Raw genomic sequence first — 15,661 nt, 5'->3', positions numbered from 1 at the left:
ACTCCTTTGATGGTAGCGATCAAGCGTTTTGCGGTGTCGGCTGCAACGGGCGCAGTTCTGGCACGGCCTCTTGCGGAGTCGCCGACGTCGGGCCGCCGTACTTGATAAACGCCAGGGCGATTGCGCCGAGGACTCCGAAACCGCCGATCACCAGGAAGTTCTGTTCCAGCGGTAGTTCCAGTGCGACGATCTGGCCGATCAGCAGAGGCGCCGCAATAGCACCCAGGCGCCCTACGCCGGAGGCCATGCCGATACCGGTCGAGCGGATGGACATCGGGTAGAACTGCCCGCAGAAGGCATAGGCCACCAGTTGCGCACCAGTGGTGCAGGCGCCGACCGCGCCAATGATCAGATAGCGCACCTCGGTCAAGGTCTGGAACGTCATCAGGTACAGCAGCACGCCGCCCAGCGCATACATCGCCACCAGCACCCACTTGATGTTGAACTTGTCGGCGAGCCACCCGCCGCACACGGCACCGATGATCGCGCCAACATTCAGCGCGATCACGAAGCTGAGGGCAGACCCCAGGCTGTAGCCAGCCATCGCCATCAGCTTGGTCAGCCAGCTACTGAGCGCATAGACCATGAACAGACCCGAGAAGAAGGCGACCCAGAACAGCGCCGTGCTCAGGCCCCGCCCGTCCTGGAAAAGGCGGGTAACCGGTGCACCTGCCATGCGGTCAGCTGCCGGCACGAAGAACTGGGCGTCCGCCGGGTGCTTGCCGCCCGGCTGGAGATGGCGTGCCACTTCGGCTAGCTCACCATTGCGACGCTGAGCGATCAGGTAGGTCATGGACTCCGGCACCAACTTCAGGATGAACGGAACTAGCAGCACGGGCACCCCCGCCGCGATGAACACGGCCTGCCAGCCATACTCGCCGATCAGTTGCTTGCCCAGCACCGCAGCCAGGATGCCGCCCAGTGCGTAGCCCGAAGTCATCAGTGCCGTCATCAGGCTGCGGATCTTCTTGGGCGAATACTCGACCATCTGTGCCACGATGACCGGGAGCACGCCACCAATCCCCAAGCCAGCAATGAAGCGCACCACGCTGAAGCTGATGGGGTCCTTGGTGAATCCGGCGGCCGCAGTGAACACACTGAACAGCATGACACCAATGGAGAGGGCCCAGCGACGACCAATCCGGTCGGACAGCGTGCCCAGAACCATAGCACCGAACATCATGCCAAACAGCGCCGAACTGGCCATGAAACCGGCAGTCGATGCGTTCACGCCCATCTGCTGCATGATGGACGGCAGGGCGATGCCCACCACGGCGATGTCATAGCCGTCAATGATGAGAATCAACAGGCACCATAGAAGCACCTTGGCATGAAAGCGGTTGAAGCGAGCGTCGTCGGCGAGCTTCTGCATGTCGATTTGGCACACGTGTTTGTCTCCTTTGAACTTGGCTCCGGATCGTGGGGACGGCGGTCATCGCCGCACCGCTACATATCGTCCAGCGCACGCAAGGAATCGTAGGTGCCGGTGCAGCAATCCGCGATGACGAAGCGCCCCGATCGAATGACAAACGGCCCCTTTCTGAGGGCCCCGTCAAGTGCGCCAAGAGGTCAAGCGTCAAGCAAAATTGAGATGAACCCTGTCGAGCATCTGTGAAAGGTGCCACTTCAAGACCAGTTTGAATCACACCGGCTTCCGTGGAGGCTCAACTCCTGAGAGGATTGAGTCATGAACACTAAAGCTGCTCGTTTTAGCCCTGAGGTACGTGAACGTGCCGTACGTTTGGTGCAGGAATGCCAAGCGGATTACGCATCGCTGTGGGGCGCATGTGAATCGATAGCCCCCAAGATTGGCTGCTCTGTCAGCACCTTGCATGGATGGGTGCAGCGCAAAGAAATAGATGCAGGCCAACGCCCAGGATTGACCACGGATGAACGTGAGCGGCTCAAGCAACTGGAGCGAGAGAACAAGGAACTGCGCCGAGCCAATGACATCCTCAAGGCTGCGAGCGCTTTTTTTGCGCAGGCGGAGCTGGACCGTCGCATCAAGAGTTAATTGACTTTGTAGACCAGTATCGTGATGCCTATGGGGTCGAGCCAATTTGCAGGTTGCTGCAAATTGCCCCATCGGGCTACAGGCGCAGAGTTCAACAAAGAAACTGCTATTGGCTGCGCTGCAAGCGCAGCCAATCAGATGAAGAACGTTGCAGTCATATTCAACGGGTGTGGCACGCCAATTGGCAGGTGTATGGTGCCGTCAAAGTTTGGAAGCAGATGCACCGAGAGGGCTTGACCATTGCCCGCTGCACAGTGCAACGCCTGATGCGCAAGCTGGGCCTTGAAGGCGCTAGACGAGGCAAGAAGGTGCGTACGACACGCCCAGATGTGGCACGGCCAAGCCCGCTAGACCTGGTCAACCGCCAGTTCACAGCTCAGCGCCCTGACCAGCTTTGGGTTGCAGACTTCACCTATGTATCTACATGGCAAGGGCAGATGTTTGTGGCCTTTGTGATTGATGTGTATGCACGCCGCATAGTGGGCTGGCGGGTCAGCAGCCATATGCGTACGGACTTTGTGGTGGATGCTTTGGAGCAGGCTCTGTATGCACGGCAGCCGTCCAGCGACACCAAACTGATTCACCACTCCGACAGGGGGAGTCAGTATGTGTCCATTCGCTACACCGAACGCTTGGAAGAAGCTGGACTGATGCCTTCAGTGGGCAGCACTGGCGACTCCTACGACAACGCCTTGGCCGAAACCATCAACGGTTTGTACAAAACGGAAGTTATCTACAAACGAGGGCCGTGGAAAACAAAGGAATCACTGGAGCTGGCAACGCTGCAATGGGTGCACTGGTTCAACCATGACAGGCTGCTGGAATCTATAGGACATATACCGCCAGCGGAAGCTGAGGCAAACTACTGGAGGCAAGTTGCCAATACCGTGCAGGCTAACGCCTGCACTTCAACAAACTAGCCTCCACCAAACCCGGTGCGATTCAGTTCGCAAACAAGGTGTTCAAAGGACCGAAGGCCATACACGGCGCGCTGGTGCAAATACCCATTGCTCTCGAAACACCCCCCCACAAAGAACCCAGTCAATGACTGGGCTTGATTGGGTTGCTTCTACATCCTTGAGGGCAAATTAGCGCATCAGGCGAGCCGATAGCGCATGGCGCCGTCTTCATCCTCTGCAGACACGATTTCCCCACGCTGGTCGAGATAGTTCAGGTGGGCGAGTGTCTCTCCGGTCGCGAGGTTGAGGTGCATTTGCTCCGCAACAGTGGACGAACGGTACAAGACGCGAACTAGGTCGATGACCCTTAAAGGCTGCGCAAGTTGTTGCCTGACACGGTCTGTGCCTTTCACGGCGCTCGCACGTAGTTGCTCCAACCGTAGGTGCAGGCCATAGAAAGGTTCGTTGTGGGCAGGCAGAACCAAGACGCTCCCAGGTACGCGTTGCAGCAATCGGTCGATGGAGTCGAGCCAGCCCTGCAAAGGATTAGCATGCGGCTCGGTGGCGTACACGGAGGTATTGGAACTGATCCTGGGAAGAACCTGATCTCCCGATATCAGCAAATCCAGTTCGCGCGAGTAAAAGCACGCGTGCTCGGGAGAATGTCCTGTGCCAACAATGACCTCCCATTCCTGATTCCCGATCCGCAACATCTGACCATCCGTGAGCCGTACAAAGCTGTCAGGCAAAGGATGAATCATTTTGCCGAAGTCACCAAACCGAGTGCGATACTCATCGACCTCGGTGTCGCTCCATCCGGCTCTCCGGTAGAAGCGAACACCATCGACTGGCGCTTCCCGCCCTGAATCGGCAAGCATCACCCGACAGCTTAAATACTCGTCTCGTGTCATCCACAGCGCGCATTCGAAGCGACGTGTCAACCATCCCGCCATGCCCACGTGATCCGGGTGCATGTGCGTCGCCATTACACGGGAGACAGGACGGCCTGCTAGCGGCCCCTGAGGAGCGAACAAGGCGAACCATGCGTTCATTACGTCCACGCTACGAATTCCGGTGTCCACGACCGCCCAACCAGAACCATCGCTCAATACCCAGAGGTTGATGTGATCCAGGGAAAACGGCAGCGGCATGCGTAGCCACAGCACACCTGGCTTGATTTCAATGGCTTGACCAGGCAGCGGGAGATGAGAGAACGGATACGAGAGTGCCGGGGCTGCGTCGGTCATGATGCTTGGTTTACATTCTGGCAATGCCGCTTCAATGGTGCACAGCCATCACTCTTATGCTGTGCGAGTTCATTTTTAGCTTAAGGTCAGCACTGACAAGTGACAATGACGAATGACCTCGATAGGCTGACGGAAAACGTCTGCGTCCTGGCGCAGCCAGTCACTGCGCTGCCGTCGGTGCAACCCCCAACGGCGGTCAACAGTCTCTTGAGCGCACAAGAGCCTCGCCCGAAGCAGGCCACGGCCCCGGTAGCCATGAAGGCGCCGATCTCCTCGGCGGCCAAGCTGAAATTGGTCGGATACCTCTATGTAAGGTACTGCTTGGTGCGCGAGCGGGCACGGTAGGCTCCCGGCGCGCTGCCGGTCCAGACCTTGAAGGCGCGTTGGAAGGCGGTGCTGTCGGTGAAGCCCAGGTCAGCGGCGATGGCGGCGAGCGAGGCTTCGCTGCTGGTCAGGCGTACGATCGCCATGTCGCGCCGCAGTTGGTCCTTTAGCGCCTGGAAAGAAGTGCCCTCGGAGGCCAAGTGCCTCTGCAACGCACTCACCGACATGTGCAGGCGCTGCGCAGTGATGGCCAGATCAGGCCATTCGGGACTGGCCCGCTGCAGCACCATGCGGACCCGCGCGCTGGCGCTGCGCTCGTTCAGGTACGGCCCCACCACGTTGCCTGGCGTGGCGCGCAGGAAGGACTGCAGCGCGTCCCGATCGCGCCGCACCGGCTGTTTGAAGGCATCGGCGTCGAACCAGGCGGCCGTGCGCGGCTGCCCAAAGCACAACGTGCCGGAAAAGATGCGTTGGTAGTTCTGCGCGTGAGGTGGCGGCGCAAAGTTGAAGTCGAAGCGCTGCGGCACCAGTCGGCCGCCGTGCAGCCATACCAGCAGTCGCCAGAACACGCGCAGCAGATGTGCGTGCAGGAAGTCGGCATGCGCGCCCGGGCCGCCACGCATATCGAGCGCGACACCCGTCAGCCTGCCCTCAGTCACGGGGACTAGCGCCACATCGTCCTGCAGCAAAGCAAAGGATTCACCCAGGCGGCGCAGGGCGAACGACAATGAGTGGGCAGTGAACGCACTGCGCACCATCAGTGCGAAGCTGCCCGGGCGCATCGGCCGCCCATGCAGGTAGCCCAGGCACTCGTCGTTCAGGCTGTCCTTGACGGCGATGAACAGCGCGTTGAACTGCTCCACGGTCACGCGCGACTCCTCCAACTCCAGCAGCGATTCACTGATGCCCGCGCGCCCCAGCACACCTACCAGCCATTCTGGCGTGGCCAGCCCCTTGCCGCGCGCACCGTCCAGCAGGCCATGCACGGCAAAGATGGGAGCGGTTAAGACGGGTTCCAGCATGGCGTGTGATTCTAAGGGGCCAACGCCGGTCGCATAGGCCGAAAGAAGTTAATTGTCAGTTGATTGAGGTAATCCGCCATCGCCCTTGCAGGGGCCAATTACTACGATTGTGTCATCCCCAAAACATTTCGGCAGTGGCACTGCGCGGAACGTCCGATGCGGGGACAGAAGCCAACATATAAGGAGACGCTCTCATGTTGCCACAGCTTTATCGCCACGCCTGGATGGACGGCGAGATCGACGCATTTCGCGAGCAGGTGCGCCGCTACGTTGCCGCCGAATTCACGCCCCGGCTCGATGAATGGCGCCGTCAGGGCTACATCCCGCGCGAGGTCTGGCGTCCATTCGGCGAGATGAGCTTTCTGCTGCCCGAGATGCCCGAGACCTATGGAGGCGCCGGCGCCAGCCTTGCCTACCAGTTGGTGGTGCAGGACGAGCTAGCCAAGGCCGAGATGCCAGTCAATATCGCGGTGCACACCATCGCTTCGCACTACATCCTGGACTTCGGCACGGAAGCGCAAAAGCAGCGCTGGCTGCCCAAGGTGACGAACGGCGAGATGCTGGCCGCCATCGCGATGACCGAGCCGGGTTGCGGCTCGGATCTAAAGGCCATTTCCACCCGGGCCCGCCGTGACGGAGACCACTACGTGATCGACGGCGCCAAAACCTTCATCACCAACGGCTTCACTGGCAACCTGCTGATCGTCGCGGCGCGCACCAGCGGCGCGGGCAGCAAGGGGGTGTCGCTGTTTGTGCTGGAAACCGAGAATCTGCCCGGCTTTCGCGTTGGCCGACTACTGGAGAAGATCGGCATGCAGGCATCGGACACGGCGGAGTTGTTCTTCGACGGCGTGCGCGTGCCAGCCGACCAACTGCTGGGCGAGGTCGAAGGCAAGGGCTTCGGGCAGTTGATGGGCGCGTTGCCCTACGAGCGCATGCTCATTGCCGTGCCGGCGGCCGCCACTATCGAGCAGGCACTGGCCGTCACGGTGGAGTACACGAAGCAGCGCAAGGCCTTCGGTGCGCCCCTCTTCGATATGCAGCTCACGCGCCAGAAACTGGCTGAGGTGGCCACTACCGCGCATGTGGTGCGCAGCTTCGTCAACGACTGCACCCAGCGCCTGTTGGACGGCACGCTGGATAACGAGGCCGCCTATATGGCCAAGTGGTGGTGCACCGAGCAGCAGTGCCGCGTGGTGGACGAATGCCTCCAATTGTTCGGCGGCTACGGCTACATGGCCGAGTACCCGATCGCGCGGATGTATGCCGCTTCGCGAGTGCAGAAGATCTATGGCGGCGCCAACGAGGTCCTGAAAGACCTGGTTTCGAGGAAGCTGTGAACATGTCGCACACGTTGCATACGCTGCAGATGCCGCTGCACGGCGTCCGCGTGGTGGAGTTCGAGGGCATAGGGCCAGGCCCGCTGGCCGCCAGGATGCTAGCTGACATGGGCGCCGAGGTGATTACGCTGACACGCGCCGAGCAGGCCGCTGCGGCGCGGCGGCTGGGCGGGGCGGTGGAGAACCCGCTGCGCCGCGGCAAGACGGTCGAGGTCATCGACCTGAAGTCGCCCGAAGGCAAGGCGCGTGCCCTGGACCTGATCGCTCAGGCAGACGCCTTGATCGAAGGCTTTCGCCCCGGTGTGATGGAACGGTTGGGCTTCGGCCCCGCCGAGTGTGCGGCGCGCAACCCCAGGCTGGTCTACGGCCGCATGACGGGCTGGGGCCAGGACGGCCCGCTCGCCCAGGCCGCCGGACACGACATGAACTACGTCGCGCTGACCGGCCTGCTGTCGCTGTCGGCACACAAAGGGCAAGCGCCCATCGTTCCGCCCACGGTACTCGGGGACGCGGCCGGGGCGCTGGGCATGGCTTTCGGCGTCGCCTGCGCGCTGGTCGATGCGCGCGCCACCGGCCGCGGCCGGGTCGTGGACGCCGCCATCGTTGACATCGTGGCAATGCTGGGCACCCTGGTGCACTGGATTCGCGCCAATGGGCAGATCGATGGCGCGCAGCCGAGTCCGTTTCACGATTCGCCGTTTTATGACGTGTACGCCTGCGCCGACGGCGGCTTCATCAGCCTCGGCGCGATCGAGCCGCCTTTCTACGCCTTGCTGCTGTCGAAGCTGGGCCTGGCGGACGTGGAGCCTGCCGACCAGTACGACACGGCAACGTGGCCGGCGCTGAAAGAGCGCATCGCAGCCCTCATCCGCAGCCAGCCCCGAGCGCACTGGTGCGCGCTGCTCGAAGGCAGCGACGCTTGCTTTGCACCCGTGCTCAGCCTCGCCGAGTCGGTGCAGCATCCGCATAACGCGGCACGGGGCATCTACCAGATCACCCCCTCCGGCGCCATCGAAGCGGCCCCGGCCCCACGGTTCCAGGCACTCGACACAACTACCTAGGAGACAAGCACATGACCGAAACCGTCCAGCCCACCAAGCCTGTCCGCGGCTGCCCGTCCACCACGGGCAACGAGCGCCAACTGAACACCACGACGCTGATCCGCCACGCTGCACGCACCCATGGGGATCAGGAGATCGTGTATCGCACACCCGGCGGCGGCTGGGACCGCTACACCTATGCCGACTGCTACGCACGCGTCTGCCGCAGCGCCAATGCGCTGCGCGCGCTCGGCGTCGAGCCGGGCGACCGGGTCGGCGTCCTGGACTGGAACAGCCGGCGCCACTTCGAGCTGTACTGGTCCATCCCCGGCCTGGGCGCGGTCATGCTGCAGATGAACCTGCGCCTGGGCCCCGAGGACCTGGGCTACGTTGTCGGCCATAGCGACGTGTCCTACGTTTGCGTGGACGAATCATTGCTGCCTATTGCCGAATCCGTCGCAGCGAACTCGCCCCAGATCAAGGGCTGGATCGTTATGACCGAAAAGCCGCTGGACCAGGTCAAGACCACGCTGGCGCCGCTGCTGCACTACGAAGACCTGCTGGCCGCCGCCGACGCCAAGATCGACTGGCCCGAGATCGACGAAACCTCGGCTTACAGCGCCTGCTACACCACCGGCACCACGGGCAAGCCCAAGGGCGTGTACTACTCGCACCGCGGAATCTACCTGCATTCCACGGGCATGGCCACCAACATGGGCATGACGCTGGACGACTGCGTCATGCTCATCACGCCCATGTTCCACGGGCAGTGCTGGGGCCTGCCGCAGGCGGCCACGCTGCTGGGCGACAAGATCGTGCTGCCGGGCCGCTACGCCGCCGAGGACACCAAGCCATTGGTCGACACCATGATCGCCGAGGGCGTGACCATCACCAACGGCGCACCGGCCATCTTCCAGCCTATGCTGCAGTACATCGAGACGTTGCCGGTCAAGCCGGACTTCAGCCGCATGCGCATGCTGTCCGGCGCCACCGAGCCACCTCTGTCGATGATGATCGGCTTTTACGAACTGACGGGTGCCGAGGTGGTGCACGGCTACGGCGCCACCGAAGCCACGACGCTGGTGGCGGTCAACCGCCTCAAGTCCACGCTCAAGAAGCGCCTGACCCAGGACGAGCAGTGGAACCTCAAGCGCAAGCAGGGCCTGATCCTTACCGGGGTGGACATCCGCATTCTCGATGCAGACGACCAGGACCTCCCGCACGACGGACAGTCGGCTGGCGAGATCTGCCTGCGCGGCCCCTGGATCACGACCAGCTATCACGACATGCCGGATTCAGGCGACCGCTTCCTGGAGGGCGGCTGGTGGCGCTCGGGCGATGTCGGCACGGTGGACGAGAACGGCTACCTCAAGGTTACCGACCGCATCAAGGACGTGATCAAGAGCGGCGGTGAATGGATCTCATCCATTGACATGGAGAACCTGCTCATGGGCCATCCGGCTGTGCGTGACGCCGCAGTGGTCGGCATTCCGCATGCTAAGTGGCAGGAACGGCCGCTGGCCCTGGTGGTGCTGAAGCCCGGTCAGCAGGCGACCCAGGAACAACTGCAGGAACACCTGAGCAGCGCGTTCGCCAAGTGGCAGTTGCCGGACCAGGTTCTGTTCGTCGAAGCCATCCCCAAGACCAGCGTCGGCAAGCTCGACAAGAAGCGCATACGCGTTGAGCATGCGGACCGCTACGCCGAGTGAGCCAACCTTTTGCTACAGGAAAACAACATGAATGACCATGAACCCGTCATCGTCGGTGCGCTGCGCACCCCCGTGGGCAAGCGCGGCGGGCGCTTGCAGAAATGGCACCCCGTTGATCTGCTGGGTGAGACGCTGCGTCAGCTGGTCGAGCGCTCCGGCATCAACCCCGCCGATCTGGACGATGTGATCGTCGGTTGCGTGCTGCAGTGGGACCAGCAGCACGGCAATCTGGGCCGGCATGCCGTGCTGGCGGCGGGGCTGCCAGAATCCGTCCCGGCGGTGACGGTCGACCGGCAATGCGGCTCCGGCCAGCAGGCGGTGAGCTTTGTCGTGCACGGTATTCAAGCGGGCGCCTACCAACTGGCCATCGGCGCCGGGGTAGAGTCGATGTCGCAGGCGCCCATGCCGCCGTCATTCAAGCCCGGCGCGCCGCTCGGCGCGCAATACAGCCCGCGTGAGCTGGCGCGCTACCAGGGCAACCCGCTGATACCGCAAGGCGCTTCGTCGGAGTTGATGAACAAGCGCTTCGGCCTCACGCGCGAGGCGCTGGACGCCTTCGCCGTGCGCAGCCATCGGCGCGCCATTGAGGCTTCGCGGGCTGGTCGTGTCCAAGACCAACTCGTGCGGCTGCATGAGGATCCGACCGACCCAGACAGCCCGCTCGTCACCGCCGACGAGGGCATGCGCGCCGACCCCAACCCCGAGAAGATGGCTACGCTTAAGCCCGTGTTTGCCGCAGACGGCGCTACAACGGCTGCTAACTCCTCGCAGATCAGCGACGGCGCCGCCGCGCTGCTGATCGCCAGCCGCGCCTACGCCCAGCAGCACGGCCTGAAGCCGCGTGCGCGCTTCGTCAGCACCGCAGTGGCGGCAGCCGACCCTGTCATCCAGTTCACTGCTGTGCTCGATGCCACCCGCAAGGCGTTGAAGGAATCGGGGCTGACCCCGGCCGACATCGACCTGTTTGAAGTCAATGAGGCATTCGGCGGCGTGCCGCTGATGTTCCAGCAGGAATTCGGCATTCCGGACGACCGCCTCAACGTCAATGGCGGCTCGGTGGCCATCGGCCATCCGCTGGGCTCCACTGGCGCGCGCATGCTCACCGACCTGCTGTGCGAGCTGGAGCGCCGAGGCGGCCGCTATGGCTTGCAGACCATCTGCGAGGCTTCGGGCACGGCCAACACCACCATCATCGAGCGCCTGGCATGAACGAGGCCACCATGAGCGAAGCCAGCGAAGTGCTCGTCAGCCGCGAAGGCGCCATCGTCACCTTGATCATCAACCGCCCGCGCGCGAAGAACAGCTTGAACCGCGCAGTATTCGATGGCCTGCGTGCACAGCTCGTGCAACTGCGCGACGACGATGCCGTACGCGCGGTCATCATCACCGGCGCCGAGGGCGTGTTTTGTGCAGGGGCCGACATCACGGCCTTCGACTCTCTGCGCGCCGAACCGCTGCTGGGCGACCGTGCGGCGGCAGGTGGCCACTTCTGGGCGGAACTGGAGCGCTTCCCTAAGCCCGTCATCGCAGCCGTGGAAAAGCTCGCGCTGGGCGGCGGCACGGAACTGGCGTTGGCCTGTGACATTGCTATCGCTGGCGAGTCCACCAAGTTCGGCGTGCCTGAAGTCAAGCTGGGCGCCATTCCCGGGGCCGGGGGCACCCAGCGTCTGATCCATGCCATCGGCAAGTCCAAGGCTATGGCCCTGCTGCTGACCGGCGATTTCATCGACGCCCGCAAAGCCTGCGATGCGGGCATGGTCGCCGAGGTGACGGCTGACGGCCAGGCCCTGCCGACGGCGTTGGCGATGGCCAACCGGATTGCATCCAATTCGCCGCTGGCCGTGGCACTGGCGAAAGATGCGGCACTGGCCAGCTTTGAAACTCCGCTCGCGCAAGGCCTGGAGCATGAGAAGCGTAATTTCCTCGTCGCTTTGCATTCGGCCGACAACCTGGAGGGGCAAGCCGCATTCCTCGGCAAGCGCCTCCCCCACTTCACGGGCCAATAGCGCCTGTCTCTCATCCATCGAGCAAAAATCATGCAACTCAATTCCGACATCTCCGCCGTCATCACCGGGGGCGCTTCCGGCCTAGGAGCTGCCACGGCCAGGCGCTTGGCCAGCCATGGTGTCAAAGTCGCCATCTTTGACATGAACGAAGCCATCGGCCAGGCGTTGGCCAGCGAACTTGACGGTGTTTACTGCAACGTGGACGTGACGTCCGAGGAGCAAGTGGACGCCGCCTTCGCCAAGGCCCGCGCGGCCATTGGACAGGAACGCATTCTGGTCAACTGCGCCGGTACTGCCGATGCCGTCAAGACGGTCAGCCGCGACAAGAAAACCGGCGAAATCCGCCCATGCCCAACAGATCGTTTCAATCGCATCATTCAGATCAACCTAGTGGGCACCTTCCGCTGCATCGCCAAGTCAGCCGCGGGCATGTTGACGCTCGCGCCGCTGGCCGATGGCGACCGCGGCGCCATCGTCAACACTGCGTCGGCCGCCGCACAGGATGGCCAGGTTGGCCAGGCCAGCTATGCTGCCAGTAAGGCTGCCATCGTGGGCATGGCCTTGCCGATTGCGCGCGACATGATGGACGAAGGGATCCGGGTCAACACCATCATGCCGGGGATCTTCGGAACACCATTGCTGCTGGGCCTGCCGGACAACGTCAAGCAGGCGCTGGCGGCCAGCGTGCCCTTTCCCAAGCGTTTGGGCGATCCCGATGAATTCGCGCAGGCCGTCGAGTTTCTCGTCACCTGCGGCTACATGAACGCCGAGTCCATTCGGGTGGATGGCGCTATTCGCATGGCGCCGCGCTGACGCCTGAAATCTTGGCCCATCAGGAAGCGTCATGTCCGAAAATTCTGTCATTCTCGAAAAGCATGGTGCTGTTGCGACCATCACACTCAATGCGCCTCAGAAAAAGAATGCGCTGAGCACGTCTGTCGTCAACGTGCTAGCTGGCGTCATTGCAGACGTCGAACGTGACGGCTCGATTCGCGCTTTGCTGCTGCGCGGCGAGGGCCGGATGTTCAGTTGCGGCGGCGACATCGACGAAATGGCGGCAGCAGGCGAAGCGTTGTCTACCTTGGTCGATGACGAATTGAGGGTGGTCGAACGCATGATTCCTCAATTCGCCAGCCTGCCATTCCCGGTGGTCTGCGCCGTACAAGGCGCGGTCGCTGGAGGCGGCCTCGGACTAGCATTGGCCTCTGACTACCTGATTGCCGCAAGTGGGACGAAATTCGTGGCGGCCCACACCGGCCTTGGATACGCGGGGGATTTCGGCATCAGCTGGCTCCTGCCGCGCGCAGTGGGCGGACGACGCGCACGCGACATGATCCTGACCAACCGCGTGGTCGGTTCGGATGAAGCCTTGGCCTGGGGATTGGTCGAGAAAGTAGTTCCGGGCGAGAGCCTGCTGGACGAAGCGCAGCGCATGACGGTGCAATTCTCGACCGGTCCTACGCATGGTTATGCGGGCGCCAAGCGCCTGCAACTTGCTGCCTTCGAGAGCGGTCTGGTGACCTCATTGAGGTTAGAGGCGGCCGAAATGAATCGGGCCTCGAAAACCACGGATTCGCTGGAAGCGGTCCACGCGTTCGTCGCAAAGCGAGTGCCTCAGTTTACCGGACGCTGATCGGTTGTAGACGCATCCAGTTGGTGGAGTTCAATTGCCGTTGGCGTCAGGTAATGGATAAACCCAACTGGCGTCGGATTTGCCAGGATACAGTGCCACCATGTATCTGTGCAGAAATCAGCATGCCGAGTCGTTGTTCGATGACCGGCTTCCACGGCACCAGGCTGAACCCCATACCGTCATCCAGCATCGCGTAGCGCCCGCTGGCCAGCATGAGGCTGCGGCGGTAGATACCCGCCACGCGCTGCCCCTCAGCTACCGGACGATGCTCCAAGCCCGTATCAGCGGCAATGTCCTTCGCGGCCTGCGCCACTTCCCGATTGCGCAACGCGCCCAGCAGATTGCGCGCCAGGATCACGCGCTGGCCGCGCCGCTCGGCCAGTCCCTGTTCGGCCAGGAAATCGGCGCGCTGCTGTAGCGCCTGCTTGGCCTCGCCGCCAAAGCCCAGGTCACCCAGACCGGAGCCGCCGCCGATCAACTGCTGATCCAGCCAGGTGGCACCGATCACGCGGGCCTGCCGCTCGATGGGCAGGTGCGATTTCAGCTCCACGGCCACGCCGCCCAGGCGCTGCGCGTCGTACTGGCGGCCACGCTCAGGCAAGTCACCGGGCACCTTCCATAGTCCCTCAGCGACGCGCTCCACGATGCCCGCTCGGCGCAGGGCTTCAAGGCGGCGGACATGGGCCGCAACCACTTCATGCGGGTCGCGGCCATCCTTGGCCTGGCCTTGTGCAATGGCCAAGTGATGGTCGGTGCGGTACAGCCCATTGGTCGCCAGCGCGGTGATGGTCTTGTCCGCTGCGCGCACCTCGGCGGAGCCTTTCACCTCGACCACTGCGCTCATGGGGTACTGCTCCAGTTCCGTCCTGGGCGGCAGCGCCACATAGTGGGCCTTGCCGTCGATGCCATCGACCACCAGATAGCCCCGGTCGTACAGTTCGTCGGCCAGTCCTTTGCCCGCCACGCGGCCGATGATGGAGTGTCCATCCTCGCCCGGTTGGAACACGGCCAGGTCACGCTGCTTGCCGCCCATCGCGCGCTGCATGGTGCGGATGATGTCGCCACGTTCTCCCATGGCCCGCAAGGTTTTCTCGGCATCGGCATGCACGGCCCAAGTGCCGGGCTGGGTCTGCGTGGCAAGCCCCATGCGTTGAAGCCGCTGCAAGCGCCCGACCAGCAGCAGACGCTGGCGTTGCAGTTTGGGTTCGTTGAAGCGCTCGACCTTCACCAGGCCGTCCACCGCCTCGCGCTGGAGGGTGCGATCCAGGCTCGTCCACCGCTCCTGTTCCACTTCGCGGGCTAGGGTGCGCTGGATCTCCAGCTCGGTGCGCGGCCCCAGCCATTCGGTGGCCAGTTCCATCGCCCGCTCGCGCATGCCGCGGGTGATGTACTCCTGCGAAATGATGAGATCCTTGCCAGTGTCGTCCTTGCCGCACAGCACGACATGGGTGTGCGGGTTGTCGGTATTCCAGTGATCGACCGCCACCCAATCCAGGCGGGTGCCCAGGTCGGCCTCCATGCGCTGCATCAGGTGCCGGGTGTAGGTGCGCAGGTCTTCGAGCTGCTCCGCATCCTCGGGCGAGACGATGAAGCGGAACTGGTGGCGGTCGCCCTTGCCACGCTCCTCGAAGGCGGCCGTGTCCGCCTCGTCGGTGATGGCGCCATAGGCACGGCCCTGTCCACCCTGGCGGTCCACGCCTTCGCGCTCGATGTAGCGCAGGTGCTGCACGGTGGAGCGGCCGCTGGCCTGCTGCAAATACACCAGCCGCACCTTGACCGTGGCCCGGCGAGAAAGCGCCGTCAACGACTGGCCCGTGAAGCGGGCTGCGACATGACCGCGCCCCAGGCGCGAACCGGGGGGCTTGCCGGTGGTCTTGCGCCCCCGGCCAGAGACGCCAGCGGCCTTGCTCGTCTGGCGCAGCACCTGGGCAATGAAGGTGTCGCCGCGCTGCCTGGGCTTGCTGGGCCGCACGCGAAAACGGTCATCGTCACCGGGATTTCCGCGCTGGCTCATGATGCAGTCCCCACCAAGCCCATCGCGCCCGAGCGCATGCGGCACACGGTATTCCCAATGCCCGCAAGGCCTTGGGGCTGCTGGCGGCACGAAGCCACCTTGTGGCGAGTGCCGCCCCCAACCCACGTGCAGACTGGCTTTGCGCGCGCCGTGGTGCCGCGCCCTTCAATCTTGCCTTCCGCCTTTGCCCCTCGCTGGCGCTCCGGGCAGCGGCGGCCCGGTGGCGCTGCTGCACGAGCAGCCAGCGCGCCGGCGAACGCGAACACGGCCACAGGCCGGGCGCGTTCGAGGCAAGACGCCTGCACGTTGGATTGCTGCGCCGAAGGCAGCGCGAAGTGCGGCGCGGATGCGCTCGCACTGCACGCGCGACGACACGGCGACGGACAGCAGCACGACATGCTCGATGGCACGAC

At 63.3% G+C, this 15,661-nt stretch carries 12 protein-coding genes and 1 other annotated feature; of the genes, 8 read left to right on the top strand and 4 right to left on the bottom strand.

Annotation, left to right across the window (positions count from 1 at the left end):
- Positions 1 to 19: 19 nt before the first annotated feature.
- Positions 20 to 1,387 (bottom strand): MFS transporter, encoded by a 1,368-nt coding sequence (locus ACWTPI_RS03375; protein ID WP_017234568.1) that lies wholly within the window; start codon positions 1,385 to 1,387, stop codon positions 20 to 22.
- 300 nt (positions 1,388 to 1,687) lie between these two features.
- On the opposite strand from ACWTPI_RS03375, the gene ACWTPI_RS03370 reads away from it, so the two are divergent.
- Positions 1,688 to 2,934 (top strand): IS3 family transposase gene (locus ACWTPI_RS03370; RefSeq protein WP_226145690.1). Its coding sequence is split into 2 segments (ribosomal slippage): positions 1,688 to 1,979 and positions 1,979 to 2,934, totalling 1,248 coding nucleotides; the frame shifts between segments, so codons are not numbered across the junction.
- Positions 1,969 to 2,085, top strand: a sequence feature (AL1L pseudoknot). Its footprint overlaps the gene before it by 117 nt.
- Before the next feature lie 176 nt (positions 2,935 to 3,110).
- Here the strand turns inward: ACWTPI_RS03370 and ACWTPI_RS03365 are convergent.
- Positions 3,111 to 4,160, bottom strand: a complete 1,050-nt coding sequence (locus tag ACWTPI_RS03365; RefSeq protein ID WP_021025934.1) for an MBL fold metallo-hydrolase — start codon at positions 4,158 to 4,160, stop codon at positions 3,111 to 3,113.
- 305 nt (positions 4,161 to 4,465) lie between these two features.
- Positions 4,466 to 5,506, bottom strand: coding sequence for an AraC family transcriptional regulator (locus tag ACWTPI_RS03360; protein ID WP_034201272.1), 1,041 nt, complete (start codon positions 5,504 to 5,506; stop codon positions 4,466 to 4,468).
- Between the two features lie 194 nt (positions 5,507 to 5,700).
- On the opposite strand from ACWTPI_RS03360, the gene ACWTPI_RS03355 reads away from it, so the two are divergent.
- The 7 genes from ACWTPI_RS03355 to ACWTPI_RS03325 are packed head-to-tail and all read left to right on the top strand — an operon-like array spanning position 5,701 to position 13,234.
- Positions 5,701 to 6,846 (top strand): acyl-CoA dehydrogenase family protein, encoded by a 1,146-nt coding sequence (locus ACWTPI_RS03355; protein ID WP_008642589.1) that lies wholly within the window; start codon positions 5,701 to 5,703, stop codon positions 6,844 to 6,846.
- A gap of 2 nt (positions 6,847 to 6,848) precedes the next feature.
- Entirely contained in the window at positions 6,849 to 7,907 is a 1,059-nt protein-coding gene (locus tag ACWTPI_RS03350) for a CaiB/BaiF CoA transferase family protein (protein ID WP_008642587.1), read from the top strand.
- 11 nt (positions 7,908 to 7,918) lie between these two features.
- Complete coding sequence (locus ACWTPI_RS03345; RefSeq protein WP_008642585.1) at positions 7,919 to 9,595, top strand: long-chain-fatty-acid--CoA ligase; 1,677 nt, start codon at positions 7,919 to 7,921, stop codon at positions 9,593 to 9,595.
- A gap of 27 nt (positions 9,596 to 9,622) precedes the next feature.
- Entirely contained in the window at positions 9,623 to 10,804 is a 1,182-nt protein-coding gene (locus ACWTPI_RS03340; protein ID WP_008642583.1) for a thiolase family protein, read from the top strand.
- A complete protein-coding gene (locus tag ACWTPI_RS03335) occupies positions 10,801 to 11,601 on the top strand; it encodes an enoyl-CoA hydratase/isomerase family protein (protein ID WP_008642581.1) in 801 nt (266 codons plus the stop codon). Before ACWTPI_RS03340 ends, ACWTPI_RS03335 begins: the two co-directional genes overlap by 4 nt.
- A 30-nt stretch (positions 11,602 to 11,631) precedes the next feature.
- Positions 11,632 to 12,414, top strand: a complete 783-nt coding sequence (locus ACWTPI_RS03330) for an SDR family oxidoreductase (RefSeq protein ID WP_008642580.1) — start codon at positions 11,632 to 11,634, stop codon at positions 12,412 to 12,414.
- 31 nt (positions 12,415 to 12,445) lie between these two features.
- A complete protein-coding gene (locus tag ACWTPI_RS03325; protein WP_008642579.1) occupies positions 12,446 to 13,234 on the top strand; it encodes an enoyl-CoA hydratase/isomerase family protein in 789 nt (262 codons plus the stop codon).
- 46 nt (positions 13,235 to 13,280) lie between these two features.
- On the opposite strand, the gene ACWTPI_RS03320 is transcribed toward ACWTPI_RS03325, so the two are convergent.
- Entirely contained in the window at positions 13,281 to 15,248 is a 1,968-nt protein-coding gene (locus ACWTPI_RS03320) for a relaxase/mobilization nuclease domain-containing protein (protein ID WP_008642578.1), read from the bottom strand.
- Positions 15,249 to 15,661: the final 413 nt, after the last annotated feature.

This window comes from Cupriavidus ulmosensis (assembly GCF_977008105.1).
The sequence above is the reverse complement of the archived record's forward strand: the minus strand, read 5'-3'. Positions and strand labels throughout refer to the sequence as shown.

Bases quoted from the DNA above. Each gene is read 5' to 3' on its own strand.
- ACWTPI_RS03360 (WP_034201272.1), bottom strand. From the start codon at position 5,506: ATGCTGGAACCCGTCTTAACCGCTCCCATCTTTGCCGTGCATGGCCTG.
- ACWTPI_RS03325 (WP_008642579.1), top strand. From the start codon at position 12,446: ATGTCCGAAAATTCTGTCATTCTCGAAAAGCATGGTGCTGTTGCGACC.
- ACWTPI_RS03340 (WP_008642583.1), top strand. From the start codon at position 9,623: ATGAATGACCATGAACCCGTCATCGTCGGTGCGCTGCGCACCCCCGTG.
- ACWTPI_RS03320 (WP_008642578.1), bottom strand. From the start codon at position 15,248: ATGAGCCAGCGCGGAAATCCCGGTGACGATGACCGTTTTCGCGTGCGG.
- ACWTPI_RS03365 (WP_021025934.1), bottom strand. From the start codon at position 4,160: ATGACCGACGCAGCCCCGGCACTCTCGTATCCGTTCTCTCATCTCCCG.
- ACWTPI_RS03330 (WP_008642580.1), top strand. From the start codon at position 11,632: ATGCAACTCAATTCCGACATCTCCGCCGTCATCACCGGGGGCGCTTCC.
- ACWTPI_RS03350 (WP_008642587.1), top strand. From the start codon at position 6,849: ATGTCGCACACGTTGCATACGCTGCAGATGCCGCTGCACGGCGTCCGC.
- ACWTPI_RS03345 (WP_008642585.1), top strand. From the start codon at position 7,919: ATGACCGAAACCGTCCAGCCCACCAAGCCTGTCCGCGGCTGCCCGTCC.
- ACWTPI_RS03355 (WP_008642589.1), top strand. From the start codon at position 5,701: ATGTTGCCACAGCTTTATCGCCACGCCTGGATGGACGGCGAGATCGAC.
- ACWTPI_RS03335 (WP_008642581.1), top strand. From the start codon at position 10,801: ATGAACGAGGCCACCATGAGCGAAGCCAGCGAAGTGCTCGTCAGCCGC.